This window comes from Psychrobacter sp. bablab_jr014, from assembly GCF_016464015.1.
Taxonomy (GTDB): Bacteria; Pseudomonadota; Gammaproteobacteria; order Pseudomonadales; family Moraxellaceae; genus Psychrobacter.
Genome location: NZ_JACDXT010000019.1, coordinates 223,740 through 245,492, shown reverse-complemented (window position 1 = coordinate 245,492; position 21,753 = coordinate 223,740). Strand labels below are relative to the sequence as shown.

The 21,753-nt window shown below is 44.9% G+C and carries 36 protein-coding genes; 2 read left to right on the top strand and 34 right to left on the bottom strand.

The window, feature by feature from the left end; translation table 11 throughout:
- Positions 1 to 61: 61 nt before the first annotated feature.
- From fabG to JIE71_RS05830, 4 genes are all read right to left on the bottom strand, one after another.
- Complete coding sequence (fabG, locus tag JIE71_RS05845; protein ID WP_199507793.1) at positions 62 to 790, bottom strand: 3-oxoacyl-ACP reductase FabG; 729 nt, start codon at positions 788 to 790, stop codon at positions 62 to 64.
- Positions 787 to 1,755, bottom strand: a complete 969-nt coding sequence (gene fabD, locus JIE71_RS05840) for an ACP S-malonyltransferase (RefSeq protein WP_199507792.1) — start codon at positions 1,753 to 1,755, stop codon at positions 787 to 789. Before fabD ends, fabG begins: the two co-directional genes overlap by 4 nt.
- Positions 1,756 to 2,114: 359 nt before the next feature.
- Entirely contained in the window at positions 2,115 to 2,297 is a 183-nt protein-coding gene (gene rpmF / locus JIE71_RS05835) for a 50S ribosomal protein L32 (protein ID WP_199507791.1), read from the bottom strand.
- A gap of 290 nt (positions 2,298 to 2,587) precedes the next feature.
- Positions 2,588 to 3,169 (bottom strand): YceD family protein, encoded by a 582-nt coding sequence (locus JIE71_RS05830; RefSeq protein WP_199507790.1) that lies wholly within the window; start codon positions 3,167 to 3,169, stop codon positions 2,588 to 2,590.
- Between the two features lie 160 nt (positions 3,170 to 3,329).
- On the opposite strand from JIE71_RS05830, the gene JIE71_RS05825 reads away from it, so the two are divergent.
- Together JIE71_RS05825 and JIE71_RS05820 are read left to right on the top strand one after the other, a co-directional pair.
- Positions 3,330 to 4,046 carry an elongation factor P hydroxylase gene (locus JIE71_RS05825; RefSeq protein WP_416232013.1) on the top strand — a complete coding sequence of 239 codons (717 nt, stop codon included), beginning with the start codon at positions 3,330 to 3,332 and terminating at the stop codon, positions 4,044 to 4,046.
- A 150-nt stretch (positions 4,047 to 4,196) separates the two neighbouring features.
- Positions 4,197 to 4,817, top strand: coding sequence for an L-threonylcarbamoyladenylate synthase (locus tag JIE71_RS05820; RefSeq protein WP_199507788.1), 621 nt, complete (start codon positions 4,197 to 4,199; stop codon positions 4,815 to 4,817).
- 103 nt (positions 4,818 to 4,920) lie between these two features.
- On the opposite strand, the gene rplQ is transcribed toward JIE71_RS05820, so the two are convergent.
- The 30 genes from rplQ to JIE71_RS05670 form a co-directional block, all read right to left on the bottom strand.
- The gene (rplQ, locus tag JIE71_RS05815; protein ID WP_199507787.1) at positions 4,921 to 5,280 is read right to left on the bottom strand and encodes a 50S ribosomal protein L17; all 360 of its coding nucleotides are present in this window, start codon (positions 5,278 to 5,280) and stop codon (positions 4,921 to 4,923) included.
- Between the two features lie 19 nt (positions 5,281 to 5,299).
- The gene (locus JIE71_RS05810) at positions 5,300 to 6,307 is read right to left on the bottom strand and encodes a DNA-directed RNA polymerase subunit alpha (RefSeq protein WP_199507786.1); all 1,008 of its coding nucleotides are present in this window, start codon (positions 6,305 to 6,307) and stop codon (positions 5,300 to 5,302) included.
- 54 nt (positions 6,308 to 6,361) lie between these two features.
- On the bottom strand, positions 6,362 to 7,003 hold the full coding sequence (rpsD, locus tag JIE71_RS05805; protein ID WP_199507785.1) for a 30S ribosomal protein S4: 642 nt from the start codon (positions 7,001 to 7,003) through the stop codon (positions 6,362 to 6,364).
- Between the two features lie 47 nt (positions 7,004 to 7,050).
- Positions 7,051 to 7,440 carry a 30S ribosomal protein S11 gene (rpsK, locus tag JIE71_RS05800; RefSeq protein WP_025644368.1) on the bottom strand — a complete coding sequence of 130 codons (390 nt, stop codon included), beginning with the start codon at positions 7,438 to 7,440 and terminating at the stop codon, positions 7,051 to 7,053.
- Positions 7,441 to 7,460: 20 nt separating this feature from the next.
- Positions 7,461 to 7,817: a 30S ribosomal protein S13 gene (rpsM, locus tag JIE71_RS05795; RefSeq protein WP_199507784.1), complete on the bottom strand. Its 357-nt coding sequence runs from the start codon at positions 7,815 to 7,817 to the stop codon at positions 7,461 to 7,463.
- A 232-nt stretch (positions 7,818 to 8,049) separates the two neighbouring features.
- Positions 8,050 to 8,166, bottom strand: a complete 117-nt coding sequence (gene rpmJ, locus JIE71_RS05790; RefSeq protein WP_199507783.1) for a 50S ribosomal protein L36 — start codon at positions 8,164 to 8,166, stop codon at positions 8,050 to 8,052.
- Positions 8,167 to 8,204: 38 nt separating this feature from the next.
- The gene (secY, locus tag JIE71_RS05785) at positions 8,205 to 9,536 is read right to left on the bottom strand and encodes a preprotein translocase subunit SecY (protein WP_199507841.1); all 1,332 of its coding nucleotides are present in this window, start codon (positions 9,534 to 9,536) and stop codon (positions 8,205 to 8,207) included.
- Positions 9,537 to 9,555: 19 nt separating this feature from the next.
- Entirely contained in the window at positions 9,556 to 9,996 is a 441-nt protein-coding gene (rplO, locus tag JIE71_RS05780; RefSeq protein WP_199507782.1) for a 50S ribosomal protein L15, read from the bottom strand.
- A complete protein-coding gene (rpmD, locus tag JIE71_RS05775) occupies positions 9,996 to 10,175 on the bottom strand; it encodes a 50S ribosomal protein L30 (protein WP_199507781.1) in 180 nt (59 codons plus the stop codon). The genes rplO and rpmD overlap by 1 nt, the downstream gene beginning before the upstream one ends.
- A 20-nt stretch (positions 10,176 to 10,195) precedes the next feature.
- Complete coding sequence (gene rpsE / locus JIE71_RS05770) at positions 10,196 to 10,693, bottom strand: 30S ribosomal protein S5 (RefSeq protein WP_199507780.1); 498 nt, start codon at positions 10,691 to 10,693, stop codon at positions 10,196 to 10,198.
- 2 nt (positions 10,694 to 10,695) lie between these two features.
- The gene (gene rplR, locus JIE71_RS05765) at positions 10,696 to 11,046 is read right to left on the bottom strand and encodes a 50S ribosomal protein L18 (protein ID WP_199507779.1); all 351 of its coding nucleotides are present in this window, start codon (positions 11,044 to 11,046) and stop codon (positions 10,696 to 10,698) included.
- Between the two features lie 11 nt (positions 11,047 to 11,057).
- The gene (gene rplF, locus JIE71_RS05760) at positions 11,058 to 11,591 is read right to left on the bottom strand and encodes a 50S ribosomal protein L6 (RefSeq protein WP_199507778.1); all 534 of its coding nucleotides are present in this window, start codon (positions 11,589 to 11,591) and stop codon (positions 11,058 to 11,060) included.
- A 151-nt stretch (positions 11,592 to 11,742) separates the two neighbouring features.
- The gene (gene rpsH, locus JIE71_RS05755) at positions 11,743 to 12,141 is read right to left on the bottom strand and encodes a 30S ribosomal protein S8 (RefSeq protein WP_199507777.1); all 399 of its coding nucleotides are present in this window, start codon (positions 12,139 to 12,141) and stop codon (positions 11,743 to 11,745) included.
- A gap of 10 nt (positions 12,142 to 12,151) precedes the next feature.
- Positions 12,152 to 12,457: a 30S ribosomal protein S14 gene (gene rpsN / locus JIE71_RS05750; RefSeq protein WP_199507776.1), complete on the bottom strand. Its 306-nt coding sequence runs from the start codon at positions 12,455 to 12,457 to the stop codon at positions 12,152 to 12,154.
- Between the two features lie 12 nt (positions 12,458 to 12,469).
- Entirely contained in the window at positions 12,470 to 13,006 is a 537-nt protein-coding gene (gene rplE, locus JIE71_RS05745; protein ID WP_199507775.1) for a 50S ribosomal protein L5, read from the bottom strand.
- Between the two features lie 21 nt (positions 13,007 to 13,027).
- Complete coding sequence (rplX, locus tag JIE71_RS05740; RefSeq protein ID WP_199507774.1) at positions 13,028 to 13,345, bottom strand: 50S ribosomal protein L24; 318 nt, start codon at positions 13,343 to 13,345, stop codon at positions 13,028 to 13,030.
- An 8-nt stretch (positions 13,346 to 13,353) separates the two neighbouring features.
- The gene (gene rplN, locus JIE71_RS05735) at positions 13,354 to 13,722 is read right to left on the bottom strand and encodes a 50S ribosomal protein L14 (RefSeq protein WP_131668169.1); all 369 of its coding nucleotides are present in this window, start codon (positions 13,720 to 13,722) and stop codon (positions 13,354 to 13,356) included.
- A 184-nt stretch (positions 13,723 to 13,906) separates the two neighbouring features.
- A complete protein-coding gene (gene rpsQ / locus JIE71_RS05730; protein WP_199507773.1) occupies positions 13,907 to 14,182 on the bottom strand; it encodes a 30S ribosomal protein S17 in 276 nt (91 codons plus the stop codon).
- Complete coding sequence (gene rpmC / locus JIE71_RS05725) at positions 14,179 to 14,376, bottom strand: 50S ribosomal protein L29 (RefSeq protein ID WP_199507772.1); 198 nt, start codon at positions 14,374 to 14,376, stop codon at positions 14,179 to 14,181. Before rpmC ends, rpsQ begins: the two co-directional genes overlap by 4 nt.
- A complete protein-coding gene (rplP, locus tag JIE71_RS05720; RefSeq protein ID WP_199507771.1) occupies positions 14,376 to 14,789 on the bottom strand; it encodes a 50S ribosomal protein L16 in 414 nt (137 codons plus the stop codon). The genes rpmC and rplP overlap by 1 nt, the downstream gene beginning before the upstream one ends.
- Positions 14,790 to 14,792: 3 nt before the next feature.
- Positions 14,793 to 15,515, bottom strand: a complete 723-nt coding sequence (rpsC, locus tag JIE71_RS05715) for a 30S ribosomal protein S3 (RefSeq protein WP_199507770.1) — start codon at positions 15,513 to 15,515, stop codon at positions 14,793 to 14,795.
- Positions 15,516 to 15,518: 3 nt separating this feature from the next.
- Positions 15,519 to 15,848, bottom strand: a complete 330-nt coding sequence (gene rplV / locus JIE71_RS05710) for a 50S ribosomal protein L22 (RefSeq protein WP_199507769.1) — start codon at positions 15,846 to 15,848, stop codon at positions 15,519 to 15,521.
- A 10-nt stretch (positions 15,849 to 15,858) separates the two neighbouring features.
- A complete protein-coding gene (rpsS, locus tag JIE71_RS05705) occupies positions 15,859 to 16,134 on the bottom strand; it encodes a 30S ribosomal protein S19 (RefSeq protein ID WP_058368265.1) in 276 nt (91 codons plus the stop codon).
- 12 nt (positions 16,135 to 16,146) lie between these two features.
- Entirely contained in the window at positions 16,147 to 16,974 is an 828-nt protein-coding gene (gene rplB / locus JIE71_RS05700; RefSeq protein ID WP_199507768.1) for a 50S ribosomal protein L2, read from the bottom strand.
- Positions 16,975 to 16,985: 11 nt separating this feature from the next.
- A complete protein-coding gene (gene rplW / locus JIE71_RS05695; RefSeq protein WP_199507767.1) occupies positions 16,986 to 17,327 on the bottom strand; it encodes a 50S ribosomal protein L23 in 342 nt (113 codons plus the stop codon).
- The gene (rplD, locus tag JIE71_RS05690; RefSeq protein WP_199507766.1) at positions 17,324 to 17,926 is read right to left on the bottom strand and encodes a 50S ribosomal protein L4; all 603 of its coding nucleotides are present in this window, start codon (positions 17,924 to 17,926) and stop codon (positions 17,324 to 17,326) included. The genes rplW and rplD overlap by 4 nt, the downstream gene beginning before the upstream one ends.
- A gap of 14 nt (positions 17,927 to 17,940) precedes the next feature.
- A complete protein-coding gene (gene rplC / locus JIE71_RS05685) occupies positions 17,941 to 18,579 on the bottom strand; it encodes a 50S ribosomal protein L3 (protein ID WP_199507765.1) in 639 nt (212 codons plus the stop codon).
- Between the two features lie 45 nt (positions 18,580 to 18,624).
- Complete coding sequence (gene rpsJ, locus JIE71_RS05680; protein WP_010196670.1) at positions 18,625 to 18,936, bottom strand: 30S ribosomal protein S10; 312 nt, start codon at positions 18,934 to 18,936, stop codon at positions 18,625 to 18,627.
- Between the two features lie 428 nt (positions 18,937 to 19,364).
- The gene (locus tag JIE71_RS05675) at positions 19,365 to 20,951 is read right to left on the bottom strand and encodes an Rne/Rng family ribonuclease (protein ID WP_199507764.1); all 1,587 of its coding nucleotides are present in this window, start codon (positions 20,949 to 20,951) and stop codon (positions 19,365 to 19,367) included.
- Between the two features lie 115 nt (positions 20,952 to 21,066).
- Positions 21,067 to 21,702, bottom strand: coding sequence for a Maf family protein (locus JIE71_RS05670; protein WP_199507763.1), 636 nt, complete (start codon positions 21,700 to 21,702; stop codon positions 21,067 to 21,069).
- Positions 21,703 to 21,753: the final 51 nt, after the last annotated feature.

Genomic DNA, 21,753 nt, shown 5'->3' with positions numbered 1-21,753 from the left:
ATTTATTGTTTCCTTGTGAGCAATCATTGCTACGGCGTATCGTAACACGTCAATAGACGTATTACATGTACATACCGCCATTTACTGGCAATACGCAGCCTGTGATGTAGCTGGCTTCGTCACTGGCTAAGAATGACACGGCAGCAGCGATGTCTTCTGGCTGACCTAAGCGCCCTACTGGCACAGCGTCTAGCATAGAGTTTAGTAGGCGCTCATCCATCTCATCGGTCATGTCGGTCTCAATCAGACCAGGGGCGACACAGTTGATGGTGATCTGACGTGAGCCAAGCTCGCGAGCTAGCGTACGGCTAAAGCCCTCTACACCAGCTTTGGTCGAAGCATAGTTTGCCTGACCTGCGTTGCCCATCTGTGCAACCACAGAGCTGATGTTGATGATACGACCACGGCGCGCTTTCATCATACCGCGGATGGCGCGTTTGCTCATGCGATATACTGACGATAGATTGGTGTTGATCACACTGTCCCAATCATCATCTTTCATACGCATCAGCAGACCGTCTTTAGTGATACCTGCATTGTTTACGAGTACTTGTACTGCACCATAGACGCTTTCAATCTCTTCAAACAGCTTTTCAATCTGAGCAGGGTCTCTAACGTCTAGTACGCGACCAATACCGCCTGAATCATGTAAGTAATCATTGATAAGTTCCGCACCTTTTTCAGTGGTCGCTGTACCAATAACAAAGTGGCCTTCTTTCGCGAAACGCTTGGCCACTGCTTTACCGATACCACGGCTGGCACCTGTTACTAGGGTGATGGTTCTACTCACAATAAAATCTCCATTAATTTTTCTAGCCGTGCAGGCTTATCAACAGGATAGCCAACGATAGGATTGGCTTGACGCTTTGCTAAATTGCTCAGCACAATACCACTACCACACTCTATCAATAGATTGACCTGCTTATCTGCGAGCTCTTGCATGGTCTGTGACCATAGAACAGGCTCACTTAATTGCTCTGTTAGGGCTTGTTTAATACCTTGAATATTGGTTTCAACACGCGCATAACGGTTTTGAATGACAGGAATGCTCGCTTGTTCAAATTTAATTTCAGACAATAGCTTTGCTAATGCTTCTGTTGCAGGCTGCATTAACGCACAATGTGATGGCACGCTAACTTTTAGCATAATGGCTTTTTTGCCTGCATTTTGCACTTCATCAACAACCGCAGTGACCCCAACAGCATTACCCGAAATAACCACTTGTCCTGGGCTGTTAAAGTTAGCCGCACCGACAATCGCACCTTCAACGTGCTCAGTGGTTTGCTCGCATAGGGTCTGAACGCGCTGGTCTTCTAAACCTAAAATTGCAGCCATTGCAGTATCAATGCCAGTGACTGCTTCTTGCATCAGCTGACCACGCGCATGTACTAAGCGCACCGCATCTGCAAACTCAATCACGCCTGCTGCACATAATGCACTATACTCACCCAGTGAGTGACCAGCCATATAGCAAGGCTTTTGTGGTAGTTTATCTTCTAGAATACGCCAAATAGCAATACTGGCTGTTAACAACGCAGGCTGTGTATACTGTGTCTGGTTCAGCTTGTCTTCGTCTTGACAGATTGCCCATAAGTCCTCGCCCAATGCGGCGCTAGCCTCGGCAAACGTGTCATGAATTTGTGGATACTGCTCAGCAAGTTCACTGGTCATACCGACCACTTGCGAGCCTTGTCCTGGAAAGATAACCGCGATACGTGGTGGCTGCGTTGATGCTGTATCAGGTGCAGATGCCATAGCCCATATTCCTTAAATAATAACCGATATTGAATCATAAGACCTAAATATCGTCGAGATAAAAAGTAAATGACGGTAGGTAGACTATACACTGAGCAGCTGCATTATCATAGCGCTGTTAATAAGAGTGGATATAAATTTGCAACACCAATCATTATCAGCGGTCAATAATTTATGACAAGCAGTATCTCAAGCGAAAATTACACATAACAAAAAGCCAAGTTATCTGGCCATCTTATGGAGGATAGCAAAATAACTTGGCTCTTGTTAATCAGTGTCTAATGTCCGATATGAAAGTCTCACTGTCGCAATCTGGGTTGCCATAAACAGAGTACTTCCACTATCGTACAGTCAATCACTTACGCGTCTTGACTGACTTTGAACAACTGACGACCACGGTAAAAACCGTCTTTGGTCATGTGGTGACGACGATGCTTTTCACCAGTGGTAGCATCAACGCTTAGCTCAGCCACAGTCATGTGGTGGTGTGAACGACGCATGTCACGACGAGAACGGCTTTTGCGACTTTTTTGAACAGCCATGATATAGCTCCTATACTTAAAAGGGTAAGCTTAAAATTCAGCTTTAATCGATACTGACACAGGCTATGGAATCACAACAACCTAAGTCTTTTGCATCATTGAATGAATCAGGTCTGCTACTGCCATAAAACCAAAGATAAGAACAAAGTATCATAGATGATTTGCTCTGTATCGGTGATATATCAAATAGCTTGTTGCCAGAATGCAATAAACCCAGCATTATACGCATCTTTAAAACATTAATAAAGCCCCATTTTGCCGCAAATGCAAAATCTAAAAGCTTTGAAAGTTTAAGACAATTTTCCTTTTAGAGCAGCCAAAGCGGCAAAAGGATTTTCAGCTTCTTCTTCTTCAATCTCACCCACTTGTTCAACAGCCATTTCACAATCTTCGTGCTTAGGCGACATGGGTACTTTGAGTAAAATTTCATCTTCAATCAATGATTTAAATGGCAATAGACGCTCGGAGGCTTGCTGTATTACTACCTCATCAAGCAATAGATAATCTTGTTCTTCATCAAGAAGGCGCGTCTGGCTGTCGTCATCCAATAATGCAATATTGTATTCGTCACTAATATCGACAGCAACAGGTTGTAAACAACGTTGACAGGTGAGCCATACGATCCCTTCAAGAGTAAATCCCAAATGCAACACATTGCTTTCGCGATACAAATTGGCCTGCAGTTGAATGGCTGGCTGCTCATGCTCTAAAGTTAACAAGGCAGCAAGGCGCTCAAAGATATTGGGAGTAACGACACCAGCCCAGTCAAAGCCATTGTCCGCCCACTTATCTAGCACAATACTTTCAGGCAAAGTCTTGGCGTCATTTTGCTTATTATCAGTTACGTGTTCGCTCTTTAGCGTAGTGCTCATATACGGTCTCATCAGTTAAAACAATGTATAATATTACTCGTCATACTAACGGAAAGCCCTATTTGACGCCAGCGCTAGTATGTTACTATTTTCGCCTTTGTCTAGACTCGTTTTACGATAAAGTAGCCGATTACATCGTTATACCCAGGCTTATTTTAGGATGACTATGCAACAATCCAAGATTTCTTTTGATTCACTATTGTCATCTTCGCGTCGTACGTTATTGCGCCAAACGCTCGGTGAGAGTGTCGTTATCGACGATACATTAACAAGCGCGCTTTCTACATTCAAAAGTCGCTGGCAGTCACTGAAAGCGGCGTCTACCGATAATTGGGTTGATACAGCAATGTCTCAAAAGGCACACGAGGACGCACAAGTTGATTGGCTGATTGAGCTGTTTGATTGCACGTTTTCACGCTACCGTACGCATCTGGTACGCAGTGCAGGCGAACCTGAATATTTTCCTGCCACAAACACCACACCTGCGCGCATTGCGTTTGCCCATGGTTTCTTTGCTAGTGCATTACATGAGATAAGTCACTGGTGTGTTGCCGGTGCGCACAGACGCACTCTGCCCGACTTTGGTTATTGGTATGCCCCCGATGGACGCACCCAAACCCAGCAAGCAGCTTTTGAGCAAGTAGAGATTAAACCGCAAGCTATAGAATGCTTACTGACACTTGCCTGTGGCAGAAAATTTTCGGTTTCTCAGGACAACTTGTTCGCCAACTTCGATACCAGCAAAAGTACTTTTGCCCAAGACGTCTATAACCAAGTTGAAGATTATTTAGATACCCCGCACCATCTACCTAGAGATGCGCGTACTTTACTTTGGGTGTTATTAACGGTTTGTTGGTCCGAGCCGCTAGCTGTTTAAACATTTAAACGAGATACACAATCGCTAACAAGTCCCTAAACAACTTAAAATCTTTCTTTAATTGTCACTTGAACACACTATTTTTGCGGTAAAAGCGCGGGCTATACTAAAAAACAAGCTAACAATAACTTATAAACATATCGAGGTTGTATGCAAACATTATATATTCATCCTGACAATCCGCAGCCAAGACTCATCGAGCAGGCAGCGAAAATGCTTAAAGAAGACAAACTTATTGTCTACCCAACCGATACCAGTTACGCTTTTGGTTGTCGCTTAGGTGCAAAAGCAGCACTGGATAAGTTAAAACACATTCGGGAACTGGACGATAAACATCAATTTACCTTGCTGTGTCGCGACTTGAGTGAAATTGCCACTTATGCCACCGTAGATAATCTCCAGTTTAAACAATTAAAAGCGCATACACCTGCGCCCATTACGTTTATTTTAAATGCCACAAAGGACGTCCCCAAAAAATTGGCTCATCCTAAGAAAAAAACTATCGGTATTCGAGTGCCCAGCAATCCCATTGCGCAAGCATTACTTACTGCTATGGATGAACCTATCTTAACCAGTTCATTACTCATGCCCGATGATGAGCGCGTATTAGACGACCCATTTGATATTGAAGAGCTACTGGGCAATCAAATTGATGGATTAATCAATGCAGGTATTAAGACCACGCTGCTAACCACCATTGTTGATATGACACAAGGCAATCCAGAAGTTATCCGCCAAGGCGCAGCAGATGTAGAAAGCTTGTTACTTTAAAATCAACTACTGCATTTGTTCCTAACACTTCAGTTTTACAAAAACAGCAGACATAAAAAAAAGCTCCAACGAATTGGAGCTTTTTCTATTGCTACAGTTGAGATTAGTCGCGATCAACCAATTCAACATAAGCCATAGGGGCATTATCACCGTCACGGTAGCCGCACTTGATGATACGCAAGTAGCCACCTGGACGATCCTGATAACGAGGACCTAGGGTGCTAAACAATTTGCCTACCATTGGTTTGCTACGCATACGGCTGAAAGCCAAACGACGGTTAGCAACACTGTCTTCTTTAGCCAAAGTGATTAGCGGCTCAGCAACACGACGCAATTCTTTAGCTTTTGGCAATGTAGTTTTGATCAGTTCATGCTCAAACAGTGAGTTGGTCATGTTCTGGAACATTGCCTTACGATGACTGCTGGTACGACCCAGCTTGACTCCACTCTTACGATGGCGCATGGTCAATTATCCTTAAAGTTTAACGGCTACGATAAGAAAAGCGATCATCAACACGTAAATCAGCTGGCGGCCAGTTGTCAAGGCGCATTCCAAGCTCTAGATCTTTAGATGCAAGTACATCTTTGATTTCTGTTAATGATTTCTTACCAAGATTTGGGGTTTTAAGCAGTTCAGTCTCTGAACGTTGAACCAAATCACCGATATAGTAAATGTTTTCAGCTTTTAAACAGTTGGCTGAGCGAACCGTTAGTTCAAGATCGTCTACAGGGCGTAACAGCACTGGATCGACCTCTTCTTTTTCTTTCACAGGCTCAGGCGCTTCTTCAGCTTCTAGGTCAACAAAGATAGAAATCTGTTGCTGTAAAATAGTCGCTGCTTTACGAATTGCCTCTTCTGGATCGATCGTGCCGTTCGTCTCAAGCTCAACAATAAGACGGTCAAGGTCAGTACGCTGTTCAACACGAGCGTTTTCAACTTGATAGGCAACACGCAATACAGGGCTAAAGCTTGCATCAAGCTTTAAGCGACCAATTGCTTTTGTGTCACCATCTTCACGGCGCTGGTTTGCTGGCTCATAGCCACGACCCATAACCACGCGCAGACGCATCTTAAGATGCCCACGTTCACTCAATGTACCTAGTACCAAATCTGGATTGGCAATATCAACATTATGTGGCAGTGTGATGTCTGCAGCAGTGATGGTGCCTGGACCTTGCTTGTCCAAGGTCAAGAATACTTCATTTTGGTCATGAAGTGTAATTGCTAAGCCTTTTAAATTAAGCAGCAAATCAAGTACATCTTCTTGCAAGCCTTCAAGGGTTGAGTATTCATGGTCAACACCATCAATCTCAGCTTCAATCACAGCTGCACCGGGTAATGAAGATAGTAAAATACGGCGTAAGGCATTCCCTAAGGTATGCCCAAAGCCGCGTTCTAACGGTTCGAGCGTGACTTTCGCAATCGTTTCGTTAACCGTGTCCACATTAATGGCGTTCGGCGTTAGAAACTCAGTTGCATTTAGCATCATGATGTCACCTCGAATTATTTAACTGGTTTAATGAACGTTCGTTACTTAACGTTATTACTTAGAGTACAGCTCAACGATCAAGCTTTCGTTGATTTCAGCAGGCAGATCAATGCGATCAGGTGCTTGTTTAAAAGTACCTTGTAGTTTGCTGTGGTCAACATCTAGCCACTCTGGAATACCACGTTGCGTTGCAAGTTCTACAGCGTTTTTGATACGTAGTTGTTCACGAGATTTTTCATGGATAGCGATAACGTCACCGTCTTGTAGCTGAATTGATGGGATGTTCACACGAACAAACTCATCACGACCAGCTTTTTTAACCATAACTGAACGGTGGCTAACCAACTGACGTGCTTCTGCACGAGTTGAGCCAAAGCCCATACGGTATACAACGTTATCTAAGCGGCTTTCTAGCATAGCTAGTAGGTTTTCACCAGTAGCACCACGCTTACGAGCAGCTTCTTTATAGTAGTTAGCGAACTGACGCTCTAAAACACCATAGATACGCTTAACTTTTTGTTTTTCACGTAGCTGCAATGCGTATTCTGAAGTCTTGTTACGACTTACGCCATGCTGACCTGGTGGACGGGCCGCTTTTTTAGTCTTCACGTCATATGGCTTAACACCAGACTTAAGACCTAGGTCAGTGCCTTCGCGACGTGATAATTTAAGTTTTGGTCCAATATAACGGGCCATTTTTATGTCTCCTTAAGCTTTCGGGATAAAAAGCTTCGTCTTTAATATTAGACGCGGCGCTTTTTAGGCGCACGGCAACCATTGTGTGGGATTGGGGTTACATCAGAAATGCTGTTGATTTTATAACCCAATGCACCTAGTGCTCTTACCGCAGACTCACGACCCGGTCCTGGTCCTTTGACCAAAACGTCGACATTCTTAACACCATATTCTTGAGCAGCTTTACCAGCGACTTCAGCAGCAACCTGAGCTGCAAATGGTGTAGATTTACGTGAACCACGGAAGCCTTGCCCACCAGAGGTGGCCCAAGCCAATGCATTACCTTGACGATCGGTAATCGTAACAATGGTGTTATTAAAAGACGCATGGATATGGGCTACGCCCTCCGATACTGAACGACGAGTCACTTTTTTGCGACTACGAGTGTCTTTAGCCATCTTTTAGCTTCCTAAGTTAATTATTTTTTGATTGCTCTGCGTGGACCCTTACGAGTACGCGCATTCGTCTTCGTACGTTGACCGTTTACAGGCAGGTTACGACGATGACGGATGCCACGATAACAGCCCAAATCAACCAAACGCTTGATATTCATTGATACTTCACGACGAAGATCACCTTCAGTCGTATAGTTTGCAACTTCTGCACGGATAGCATCTAACTGTGAATCATCCAATTGACTGATTTTAGTAGTTGGTGCGATGTCTACTGCTTTCAAGATTTGAGCAGAAGTAGTACGACCAATACCAAAAATATAAGTCAATGAAATAACAGCGTGCTTATTATCCGGAATGTTGACACCGGCAATACGAGCCATTGATTTCTCTCCATTAAAGAAAAATAGCGCTTACTTAGTAAAATAACAGCCTATTTTTCAGATTTATTGCTGTTAATACAAGTCGAAAAACACCATTACGTCTTTAATCATGAAATCAAAGACAGTAACAATGTTTAGCTTCTGTATAAACTACGGCAAGTGGCGGATAATAACTTATCCGCCGTCATTTTTCAAGTATTAATTTCAATTGGCCAGTCTTGACCTTTTGATATTAACCTTGACGTTGCTTGTGGCGTGGCTCTGATGTGCAAATAATATGTACACGACCTTTACGGCGTACAACTTTACAGCTACCACAAATTTTCTTAACTGATGCTTGAACTTTCATCGCATGCTCCTTGAAATATCATCGCACTCATTAGCTCTTTAAGGCTGGGTGGACGATTGAATTAACGTCTGATCATGATATTGATGGGTCATCAAGTGCGCTTGGATTTGCGAAATGAAATCCATCACCACAACGACCATAATCAATAGAGACGTACCCCCAAGATGGAATGGCACACCAAATGACGACTGGATAATCATAGGCATTAAACAGATGACCGTCATATAAATAGCACCAATAAAGGTCAGTCGGTTTAATACATGATCGAGGTAACGCTGGGTTTGTTGACCAGGACGAATACCTGGAATATACGCACCACTACGTTTAAGGTTTTCAGCAACTTCGCGCGGACTAAACACCAATGCCGTATAAAAATAGCAGAAGAAAATAATCATTGCGCCAAAGAGCACCAAATACAACGGCTGTCCTGGTGACAATACCAAAGCTATATTTTGCAATATTTTCTGCATAAACGTCGGATCGGTAGACTGACCTACCCATTGACCCAAACTTGCGGGAAATAAAAGCAAAGAGCTGGCAAAAATTGCAGGGATAACACCTGCCATATTAATCTTAAGTGGTAGATGTGATTGCTGCTGGGCGTAAATTTTACGACCTTGTTGCTGCTTTTGCGCATAGTTTACAGGAACGCGGCGTTGTGCCCGTTCGATATAAACAATGCCTGCTGTCACAGCAACGCCCAATACTACGAAAATGAACAGTACAATCAGGTTCATCTGACCCTGATTGACCTGCTCAATAGATTGAGAGATGATGCCGGGTGTTCCTGCCACAATACTGGCAAAAATAAGCATTGATATGCCGTTACCCACACCACGCTCAGTAATCTGCTCACCAAGCCACATTAAGAACATTGCACCAGCGACCAAAGAAGTCACAGCGGGGATGTAAAAGGTAAGTCCTGTTGAGAGCGTTAAGTTTTGGCTAATAAGACCAGCACACATACCCACCGATTGCACCAGTGCTAAAGCAAGTGTACCTTGACGGGTATATTTATTTAACTTACGTCTGCCTGCCTCGCCTTCTTTCTTGAGTGCCTCTAAAGAAGGAAGTACTGCCGACATCATCTGTACAATAATCGACGCTGAAATATAAGGCATAATACCTAATGCCATAATAGACATACGTTCAAGCGCACCACCTGAGAACATATTGAACATGCTCAAAATGGTGTTTTCGTTACGCGAGAACAGATCAGCAAGATTTACAGGGTTGATGCCTGGAACAGGAATATGCGACCCTAAACGATAAACAATCAATGCACCAATTAAAAACAATAAGCGCGACCACAGTTCATCATACTTACGAATAAACGCCAGTGGATTCAGTGGGATACCAGTTGATGACATTGATTGCTTAGACACGTGACTACTCCTCGATGCTGCCACCAGCAGCTTCGATTGCTTGTTTAGCGCCTTTGGTTACTTTAACACCTTTGAAGGTATAAGCCTTGGTAACATCGCCTGATAGGATGATGCGTACACGCTTCATGTCACCACGGATAACGTTGGCGGCTTTTAGGGTTTCAACGCTGACTACGTCACCTTCTACCTTGTTTAGCTCAGACAAACGCACTTCTGCAGTTGTCATTGCCATTTTACTGGTAAAACCAAATTTTGGTAGACGACGATATAGTGGCATTTGACCACCTTCAAAACCCGCTGGAACGCTAGAGCCTGAACGTGATTTTTGACCTTTTACACCACGGCCACCAGTCTTACCAAGACCTGAACCGATACCACGGCCACGACGTTGTGCAGTTTTCTTTGCACCAACACCTGGAGATAATTCATTTAATCGAAGACCCATTACGCTTCCTCCACTTTTACCATGTAGTTGACGCGATTTACCATACCACGAGTTGAAGGGGTATCTTCAACTTCTACAGTATGACCAATACGGCGTAAACCCAATCCTTTTAAGCACGCTTTGTGGCTCTTAAGGCGATGGGCACCCGATTTCGTTTGAGTGACTTTCATTGTTTTCATCGTAACTCACCTACTCTAAGTTAGCCCAAAATTTCGTCTACAGATTTACCACGTTTTGCTGCCATCTTTTCTGGAGTTGACATATCACGTAGGCCGTTAAACGTTGCACGTACAACGTTAGCAGTATTGGTAGAGCCGTAGCACTTAGTCAATACGTTTTTAACACCAGCAACTTCAAGCACGGCACGCATTGCACCACCAGCAATAACGCCAGTACCTTCTGATGCAGGCTGCATGTATACTTTACTTGCACCGTGACGGGCTTTAATTGGGTGGAACAAAGTTGCGTCATTAAGTTCAACAGTAATCATGTTGCGCTTAGCCGCTTCTAGTGCCTTTTGGATTGCTGCTGGTACTTCGCGTGCTTTACCACGACCAAAACCAACACGGCCATTGCCATCACCAACCACAGTCAATGCTGTGAATGAGAAAATACGACCACCTTTGACCACTTTCGCGACGCGATCAACGGCAACCAAGCGTTCTACCAAACCGTCTGTCTGTTCATTTTTCGCCATGATTAAAACTCCAATCCATTTTCGCGAGCAGCTTCTGCCAAAGCTTTCACTCGACCATGATATTTAAAACCACTACGGTCAAAAGCAACTTTAGTGATACCAGCGGCTTTGGCACGTTCTGCAATCATCTGACCTACAGAAGTTGCTGAAGTTACGTTGCCAGTTGCGCCTGAACGCAAGCTGCTGTCTAAAGTAGATGCTTGAGCGATCACTTCACCACCAGTAGGAGAGATAATCTGTGCATAGATGTGCTTTGGCGTACGGTTAACCGTTAGGCGATGAACACCCAAATTACGGATATGTGCGCGGGTTTTTTTAGCTCGACGCAGACGAGCTGCTTTTTTATCAAACATTTCAACTCACCTTATTTTTTCTTAGCTTCTTTGCGAACAACGTGTTCGTCGCTATAGCGGATACCTTTACCTTTGTAAGGCTCTGGCGGACGGAAACCACGGATGTTAGCGGCAGCTTGACCCAATTTCTGCTTATCGTTTGATTTCAAAACGATTTCAGTTTGGCTTGGGGTTTCGGCTGAAACGCCTTCTGGCAATGTGTACTCAACTGGGTGTGAGTAGCCAACGTTCAACGTGATTTTGTTGCCAGCAGCTTGGGCACGATAACCAACGCCGATAAGCTGAAGACGCTTTTCAAAGCCTTCATGAACGCCTTTAACGTAGTTGTTGATCAGGGCGCGCATGGTGCCAGTGTGCATCATGGCTTCTTTGGTATCTACTGCAGGTGAGAGAACAATGTTATCTTCTTCCTGTTTCAGCTCGACCAATTCATGCAGGCGTAAAGACATATTACCGTTCTTGCCTTTAACTTCGACCTGCCGATCGTTCAAAGTAACGCTTACGCCGTTAGGCAGCGCTACTGGGGCTTTAGCCACACGAGACATAGGAGTATTCCTTAAAAAAATTTAACAACTGATATTTGCGAAAAAACTAACAGGCTAAAAAGCCTGCTAGTTTAGCATAGTTGAATATGATAAGCATCACTAAAATAAGTATTGCCTATCAATGATTCAAATAGACTTTATCGAATCGGCATTATGCAACAAATGCAACGATTTCACCACCGATACCAGCAGCACGAGCAGCACGGTCGCTCATGATACCTTGGCTGGTAGAAACGATAGCCACACCCATACCTTGTTTTACGGTAGGAATGCTGTCTTTGCCACGGAATTGGCGTAGACCTGGACGGCTATAGCGTTTGATACTTTCGATAACAGGTTTGCCTTCGAAGTATTTCAACTCGATAGATAGAGTCGCTTTACCATTACCTTCTTCAGTAACTTCAGCGCTTGTTAGGTAACCTTCGCTGACAAGTAGGTCAGCAATAGATTTGCGTAATTTTGAACTTGGCATCGCTACTGATACTTTGTTCGCCATTTGCGCATTACGAATACGGGTTAGCATATCCGCAACGGTATCTTGCATACTCATGTAGTACTCCTTACCAGCTTGCTTTACGAACACCAGGCACATCGCCTTGCATGACACGCTCACGCAACATATTGCGTGATAAGCCAAACTTGCGGAAGTAGCCATGAGGACGACCAGTAACGCCACAACGATTGCGTAGACGTACTGGTGATGCATTACGTGGTAGAGCTTGTAGCTCTAACATTGCATCCATACGCTCTTCATCACTTGCATTTACGTCACTGATGATTGCTTTTAGCTTGATACGCTTTTCAGCATATTTTGCTACCATTTTTTCGCGCTTTAATTCGCGATTAATCATGCTCTTCTTTGCCATAACGTCTTTACCTTATTTAAATGGGAAGCCGAATGCTTTAAGCAACGCACGACCTTCATCATCAGTCTGAGCTGACGTAGTAATCGTTACATCCATACCACGGAGACGATCAATCTTATCAAAGTCTACTTCTGGGAATACGATTTGCTCTTTGATACCCAATGAGTAGTTACCACGTCCATCAAATGCTTTTGATGAAAAACCACGAAAATCACGAATACGAGGAATCGCAATGGCAATGAGACGATCTAAAAATTCGTACATTTGCTCACCGCGTAGCGTTACTTTACAACCAATAGGCCATTCTTCACGAATTTTAAAACCAGCAACTGATTTACGTGCTTTGGTGATTACAGGCTTTTGACCCGCGATAGCGGTCATGTCTGATACTGCACCTTCAAGCAATTTTTTGTCTTGAGCTGCGCCGCCAACACCCATGTTTAGCGTGATTTTAGTGATTTTAGGCACTTGCATCACGTTTTCTAAACCAAGCTCTTGTTTGATTTGCTGTTTTAGCTCATCGTTATATAAAGATTTTAATCTTGCCATTACCATTACACCCTTAGTGTCTTACGCAGTCGCCACTACTTCACCATTTGAACGATAAACGCGCTGTTTCTTGCCTTCGTCGTTAAATTGGTAAGCAATACGGTCTGCTTTTTGGGTTTGCGCATTGTAGATTGCGACATTTGAAATATGCAAAAAAGCTTCTTGTTTAACAATGCCGCCTTCCGCGCCAGTCGCCTGATTTGGCTTTTGGTGCTTAGTGACAACGTTAACGCCTTCTACTTTGATGCGGTCATCTTTTACAGCCAACACAGTACCTTGCTTGCCTTTGTCTTTACCAGCAATCACGATAACTGTATCGCCTTTTCGTAATTTAGCCATGGGTTACCTCACAATACTTCTGGTGCTAGTGATACAATTTTCATAAATTGATCACCACGTAGTTCACGAGTTACCGGTCCAAAAATACGAGTTGCGATTGGCGCTTTGTTTTGGTTCAACAAAACAGCAGCGTTATCATCAAAACGTAGTACAGAACCATCAGGACGGCGAACGCCTTTTTTGGTACGTACAACTACTGCATTCATTACGTCGCCTTTTTTAACACGGCCACGAGGAATAGCTTCTTTAACGGTTACTTTAATGATATCGCCAACCGATGCATAACGACGATGAGAACCACCCAGTACTTTAATGCACTGAACTCGTCTTGCACCGCTATTATCTGCAACTTCCAGCATTGACTCAGTCTGAATCATAGCGTTACTCCACACGTGTGAGCAATAAAAAGCCAGCTGCTGCCGCTGAAACACAATCAGCAGGCAGCTTTTGGAATATCAAAAGCTGTTGCCTGCTTGATTTGTGATTGCTATACGCTCGGCGCAATTAGCATCCTTAAAAAGGCAAGTAGTTTAACAGCTTCTGGCTTTTAATGCAATTTACTTAGATTTTTTCTACTTTCTCAACCACGTCAACTAAAGTCCATGCTTTAGTTTTTGAGATTGGACGCGTTTCTTTGATGCGTACAAGATCGCCTTGTTGGCAGACGTTGTTCTCATCGTGGGCTTTGATCTTAGTAGAACGACGAAGCTGCTTGCCATAGATAGGATGGCGAACCAGACGCTCAATCAAAACCGTGATGGACTTGTCCATCTTGTTGCTGACAACTCGTCCTGTCAATACGCCAACATCTTGGGTTGCTTGATTGTTATCGCTCATGAGTCGCCTCGTTGTTTCTCGTTAATCAAAGTCTGAATCTGAGCAATCGTACGACGATTGCTTTTGACTTCATGGGTGTTACCCAACTGACCCGTTGCTTTAGCCATACGAATACGGAAAGCATCAAGTTGCTTTTCATCAAGTAACTGAGTCAGTTCTTCTAATGATTTATCACGTAATTCACTGATCTTCATTACATTATCGTCCGCTTAACAATGGTAGTTTTAAAGGGCAGTTTTGCAGCAGCAAGCGTAAGCGCTTCTCGTGCAAGCTCTTCTGAAACCCCTTCGATTTCGTATAAGATTTTACCAGGCTTGATTTCGCATACCCAGTACTCTACAGGACCTTTACCTTTACCCATACGTACTTCTAATGGTTTGTTGGTAATTGGCTTGTCTGGGAATACACGAATCCAAATTTTCCCACCACGCTTAACACGGCGAGTAATGGTACGACGTGCCGCTTCGATTTGACGTGCTGTCATGCGGCCACGAGTCAAAGATTTTAGACCAATTTGTCCAAAAGCAACGGTGCTTCCACGTTGAGCTAGCCCTGTGTTACGCCCCTTATGCATTTTGCGAAACTTGGTACGTTTTGGTTGTAACATAGTTTAACCTCTGTCTGAGTTTCGGCGGTTACCACGACCACGGCGTTTTGGCGCACGAGGCTTCTCTTCAGTGACGGGATTGTACACACTGTTCATACCGTCAAGGATTTCTCCACGGAAAATCCAAACTTTTACGCCGATAGTGCCGTAAGTAGTTTCTGCACGTACTGATGCATAGTCGATGTCAGCACGTAGAGTATGAAGAGGTACACGACCTTCACGATACCATTCGGTACGAGCAATCTCAGCACCGCCAAGACGACCAGATAGCTCAACTTTGATACCTTGAGCGCCAGAACGCATGCTGTTCTGTACCGCGCGCTTCATAGCACGACGGAACATAACACGGCGAGCTAGCTGACTTGCGATACCATCAGCAACAAGGCGAGCGTCTAGATCTGGAGAAGTGATTTCTTCGATATTGACCTGAGCAGGTACGCCCATAATTTTGGTCAATTCTTTTTGAAGTTTCTCGATGTCTTCGCCTTTTTTACCGATAACGATACCTGGACGGGCAGTTGCGATAGTAATTTTCGCAGCACCTGTTGGACGCTCGATAGTGATACCGCTAACCATAGCGCTATCTAGTTTTTTGCGTAGGTATTCACGAACTTGGATGTCGTTGATTAGGTATTCTGAATACTGTTTAGGATCAGCATACCAGTTTGCATTATGCTTTTTGACAACCCCAAGACGGATACCGATTGGATGTACTTTTTGACCCATAACTTATTCTCCTACCTTAATAGTGATGTGACAGGTACGCTTACTGATACGATCAGCACGACCTTTCGCACGTGGTAGGATACGCTTTAGCGTGATGCCTTCATCAACATAGATGGTCGATACTTTTAGGTTATCGATATCTAGGCCGTGATTGTTTTCGGCATTAGCGATGGCTGAGTTAAGGCATTTCTTAACAAAGACAGCACCTTTTTTATTGCTATACGTTAAAATATCCAAAGCACGCTCAATAGATTTGCCACGAACTTCATCAGCAACGAGTCTAACTTTTTGTGCCGAGATGGCGGCACCGCGCAATTTTGCAGTTACTTCCATGGTAAGCACCTTATCTCTTAGCTTTTTTGTCAATGCCGTGACCACGATAAGTACGCGTCGGGGCAAATTCACCTAGTTTATGACCAACCATCTGCTCACTTACGATAACAGGTACGTGTGTACGACCGTTATGAACAGACAACGTTAGGCCAACCATTTGTGGTAGGATCATCGAGCGGCGAGACCAAGTTTTGATGGGCTTGCGTGAGTTGGTGTCAATAGCATTCTCAACTTTGGCAAACAAGTGCGCATCGATGAATGGACCTTTTTTCAATGAACGAGGCATGAAACTCTTCCTTTATTTCTTGGCACGACGGCGACGGATGATCATACTGTCAGTACGCTTATTATGACGCGTTTTTTGTCCTTTAGACTTCTGACCCCAAGGGCTAGTAGGATGACGACCTTTGTTACGGCCTTCACCACCACCATGCGGGTGATCAACAGGGTTCATCGCCACACCGCGAACGGTAGGACGAACACCGCGCCAACGTGAAGCACCGGCTTTACCAAGTGATTTCAAGTTGTTTTCAGTGTTAGAAACTTCACCAATAACTGCACGGCAGTTTACGTGTACACGGCGAGTTTCGCCTGAACGCAAACGAATGATTGCGTAAACGCCATCACGACCCAATAACTGTACACCTGCACCCGCTGAACGAGCCATCTGTGCACCTTTACCGATTTTAAGTTCGATATTGTGAATCACAGTACCCAATGGGATGTTTTTTAGCGGTAGGCAGTTACCTGGACGGATTGGAGAACCTTCACCTGAATGTACCGTGTCGCCAGTAGCCAATTTCTTTGGCGCAATGATGTAACGACGCTCACCATCAGCATACTTTAGTAGTGCGATGTGTGCGGTACGGTTAGGATCGTATTCAATACGCTCAACCACTGCTGGGATATTGTCTTTGGTGCGTTTGAAGTCGATTACACGGTAATGGTGCTTGTGACCACCGCCAACGTGGCGAGTAGTGATACGACCATTGTTATTACGACCACCTGACTTGCCTTTTGATTCGACAAGTGCTGCATATGGACGACCTTTGTAAAGGTGTGGATGCACCACTTTTTCAACAAAACGACGGCCTGGTGATGTTGGCTTTGCTTTTACGATAGGCATGATTGTTATCCTTATTCGTTGTTCGCTGTTTCACTAGTAGAAGAAGCGACTTCCTCACCAGCATCAGCCATTTGTACATCTTGACCAGCTTTTAGGGTAACATAGGCTTTTTTGTAGTCATTACGACGGCCGATGCTTTTGCCAAAACGCTTTGTCTTACCTTTAACATTCAAAGTGTTCACACGAGTGACTTCAACACCTTCAAACATTAACTCAACTGCTTTTTTGATTTCACGTTTAGTCGCGTTAGTATCAACTTTGAATACCTGCACACCAAGTGAGTCACCAAGCATTTGAGATTTTTCTGAGAATACAGGCCCTTTTAAGACCTGATAAAGTCTTGCGTTATTCATGCTAGTGCTTCCTCAAATTGTTTCGCAGCTTCAACTGACATGATTACTTTATCAAAAGCGATCAAGCTCACTGGATCCACTTCGTTTGTACCTAGTACATTGACGTGTGGAATGTTGCGGGCCGCTAGGTATAAGTTTTCGTCAACTTCTTTGGTGACGATCAATGCGCGAGGTGCATTTAGTTCACTTAACTTTGCAACCAACTCTTTGGTCTTAGGTGCAGAAACACTCAATTCTTCAACCAAAATTAGACGCTCTTGACGTACTAGTTCGGCTAGGATGCACTGCATAGCACCGCGGTACATTTTGCGGTTAACTTTTTGTGACCAGTCTTGTGGTTTTGCTGCAAATGCACGACCACCTGAACGCCATAGCGGGCTACGAATAGAGCCTGCACGAGCGCGACCAGTACCTTTTTGACGCCATGGCTTGATACCACCGCCAGAAACTTCGGCACGGGTCTTTTGTGCACGTGTACCTTGGCGAGCACCAGCAAGATATGCGGTTACAACCTGATGCACTAATGCTTCGTTGAATTCACGACCAAACGCTGTGTCAGAAAGTTCAACCGCCGCACCTGTAACTGTTTTTAAATCCACGTTAATCCCCTTGCTTAGGCTTTGATTGACGGACGTACGATGACATCGCCACCGTTGGCACCTGGGATAGCGCCCTTGATGACCAATAACCCTTTTTCGGCATCAACCGAAACCACTTCTAGGCCTTGAACGGTCACACGCTTGTTACCCATCTGACCTGGCATTTTTTTGCCTTTGAATACACGGCCTGGTGTCTGGTTTTGACCGGTTGAACCAACAACGCGGTGTGACACTGAGTTACCATGAGTGGCATCTTGGGTGCTGAAGTTGTGACGCTTCACGCCGCCTTGAAAGCCTTTACCTTTACTCTGTCCTGTGACATCTACCATTTGACCTGCTTCAAATAGGTCAGCTAGGATCTCACCACCAACTTCACGACCTTCAAGATCGCTTTCATTGGCACGGAATTCCCAAACACCACGACCCGCTTGAACGCCAGCTTTCGCGAAATGGCCTTTTTGTGCGGCTGTTACGCGGCTGTCACGACGAGTACCTGTGGTGATTTGAATGGCTTGATAGCCATCTGTATCAGTAGTTTTTACTTGAGTAATGCGGTTTGCATCGACCTCGATCACAGTCACAGGGATAGACGCACCTGCTTCAGTGAAGATACGGGTCATGCCGCATTTTTTACCGACTAAACCGATCGCCATTTTAAACCTCTTTATATCTTCTGTTAATGGGTTGGGTGTTATGCATTAACCCAAAGCAATTTGAACGTCAACACCCGCCGCTAAATCTAACTTCATTAGCGCGTCCACAGTTTTGTCGGTAGGCTGAACAATATCAACCATACGCTTGTGGGTACGGATTTCGTACTGGTCACGTGCGTCTTTGTTAACGTGTGGCGAGGTTAGGACGTTGAATCGCTCAATGCGAGTCGGCAACGGTACAGGACCACAAACTTGCGCACCAGTGCGCTTTGCAGTATCGACAATCTCTTGTGCCGACTGGTCAATCAATCGATGATCAAAAGATTTTAGTCGGATACGGATTCTCTGGTTAGCCATGCCAGCAAGCTCCTAATATGTGCTTTTGTCATTCTTGCGCTGCAAGTTGCTGACGAAAAGCCGTTTGGTTAAAGATTTACTTTAAGCGGCTTTATATTCTTAAGTAGAACCAGCAGCGTGCTAAAAGCAAAATAGTTTAAAGCCCCGCCAGCCCTCCATGTATTGGAAAGCAGCAAAGGCATAATGAAATAGTGCTAGAAACGATGCTCTAGCTGTCATAGCGCCAGCTGTTTGCTTGGCCGTGCGCTTATAATTCAGTAGTGCGTATTATACACTTTAATATGACGATTGCAAGGGCAATATCCCTACTCTTAACGAATAATTCGCAAGCAAAACGCTTGATTTTGTCGCTATTTTTGTCATTTTGCAGAGCAAATAGCGTATTTGTCCCCTACTTGCATCATTTGCGTTTTTTACCATTACCATGGCTAATCTAGAACGATATCATATTGTTCTTGGGTGTAGAGGTTTTCGACTTCAAAGGTGATGACGCGCCCAAGCAAATATTCAAGGTCGGCAACGGTGTCGGCTTCTGAGGTCAATAACAGATCAATAACCGCAGCATGCGCAACGACGGTAAATTTCTTAGGGGAGTTATACGTACGCGCGCAGCGCATGATTTCGCGGAATATTTCAAAGCAAACCGTTTCGGCCGTTTTGACAAACCCGCGACCTTGGCAGGTAGAACAAGGCTCACACAGCTGCTGCTCAAGCGATTCGCGTGTGCGTTTACGCGTCATCTCGACCAGCCCCAGCTCACTGACTTGGGTAATGTTGGTTTTGGCGTAATCCTGACTCAGCTGCGTTTGTAGGTTAGCGAGCACGTCGTCTTTGTGCTCTTGCTCTATCATATCGATAAAATCAAGAATGATGATGCCGCCAAGATTACGTAGGCGCAGCTGTCGCGCGATGGCATGCGTTGCCTCTAGATTGGTCTTATAGACGGTGTCCTCAAGCGATCGTCCACTCACAAACGAGCCTGTATTGACATCAATGGTCGTCATGGCCTCGGTTTGGTCAATGATAAGATAGCCGCCTGATTTTAAGTCCACGCGGCGCTTTAAGGCATCGCGTAGGTCTTCTTCCACGCGGTGAACATCAAACAAGGGCTGTTCGGCAGTGTAGTGGATGATACGATCAAAAACAAAGGGCACAAACTCTTTGGCAAAATGGCGCACTTGCTCATAAATCTGAGTATTATCGACGACAACCTTTTCTGTGTCGGCATGGACAAGATCGCGAATGGAGCGCATGGGCAAAGAAAGCTCTTGATAAATCAGCTCGGAGCTTTGGTGGTGATTCATCTCTTGACGGCGGGCGCAGACGGTACGCCACAGCTGAAGCAGGTAATAAATGTCTTCTTCAAGTTTGTCTACGGGCACACGCTCAGCAGCGGTACGCGCAATCACGCCACCTTGCAGATTAACCGTTTGCATAAGGGCCGAAAGCTCGGTCTTTAGACGACTGCGCTCTTCTTCACTGTCAATACGCTGCGAGATACCAATATGAGTGCTCGATGGTAAATACACAAGATAACGTGACGGCAAGGAAATATTGGTAGTTAGACGCGCGCCCTTGCTGCCAAGCTGATCTTTAGTGACCTGTACTAAAATACGTTGACCCTCATGCAGACGGTGCTGTATTAGGTTTTGTGCCGACTGCATGTCAGATGTGGTCACTGCAGGCAGCGCGCTTAAAGCGGTATTAGTGTCTTCACGGTTAATATCACTATCGCTGCCAAGCTTTGAGGTATTTGTGACGTCCTTGGTCGGTGCTGGTGGAGTGACAGGACGCTGCATGTCATTGACATGCAAAAAAGCAGTCCGTGATTGTCCAATATCTACAAACGCCGCCTGCATACCTGGCAATACGCGTACGACCGTACCCAAGTAAATATTGCCAACGAGTCCAAGCTTGTTATGCCGTTCGATATAAATTTCGCTGAGTACGCCATTGTCGAGTACCGCAACACGCGATTCCATGGGACTGACATTAATAAGCAGCTCTTCTGACATAACGCCTCTTTTTTTATCATCTAATAATACGGCGCATGTTAAAGAATGCGCCTAATGGTGGTATCGACCTTAGTGTAACAAATAGACCGTCGATTGCAGGTTTTTTTGGGTAAGTTTAAACGCTATAACCCAGCTTGTGCAGCATGGCTAAGGTTTGCGCCAGCGGTAAACCGACCACATTGGTGTAGCTGCCATCAATACGCTCCACCCACGCCGCTGCCCCACCTTGAATGGCGTAGCCGCCTGCTTTATCGTGCGGCTCACCGCTTTGCCAGTAACTTGTCATCATGGTGTCACTAAGGGTGACAAACTGCACATCGGTCTTTTCTAAAATGTTTACCGTATTTATAACGCTGATGCTACCATCGACACACTGAACTTGGGTCGCTTGTACCGCCGTCCACACTTGGTGCTTGACCCCTGACATCTTTTGCCACATAGCAAAGGCATCAGTTCGGTCTTCAGGTTTAATCAGTACGCTGCGCCCGTCAGGCAATACGCCAATGGTATCGGCAGTTAGGATAATTTGCGTATCGTTTTGCGGCTGTGATGCGATTAATAACGCTGGGTCACTTTGTAGCGCTTGTACAGCGGCATTGGCTTTGGCAGCAACCATACGTGCGATGTAGTCGGTCGGCAGCTCATTTGCCTTGGGCGTCTCATCAATATCGACGCGCAGAATGTGACAGGGCACACCCGCACTGGCGAGCAGTTCACGGCGGCGCGGTGAGCCTGAAGCAAGAATGATCATAAGGTGTCCTATTGATAGCGGTATTTTATAATGAATGGATTAGGGCATGTT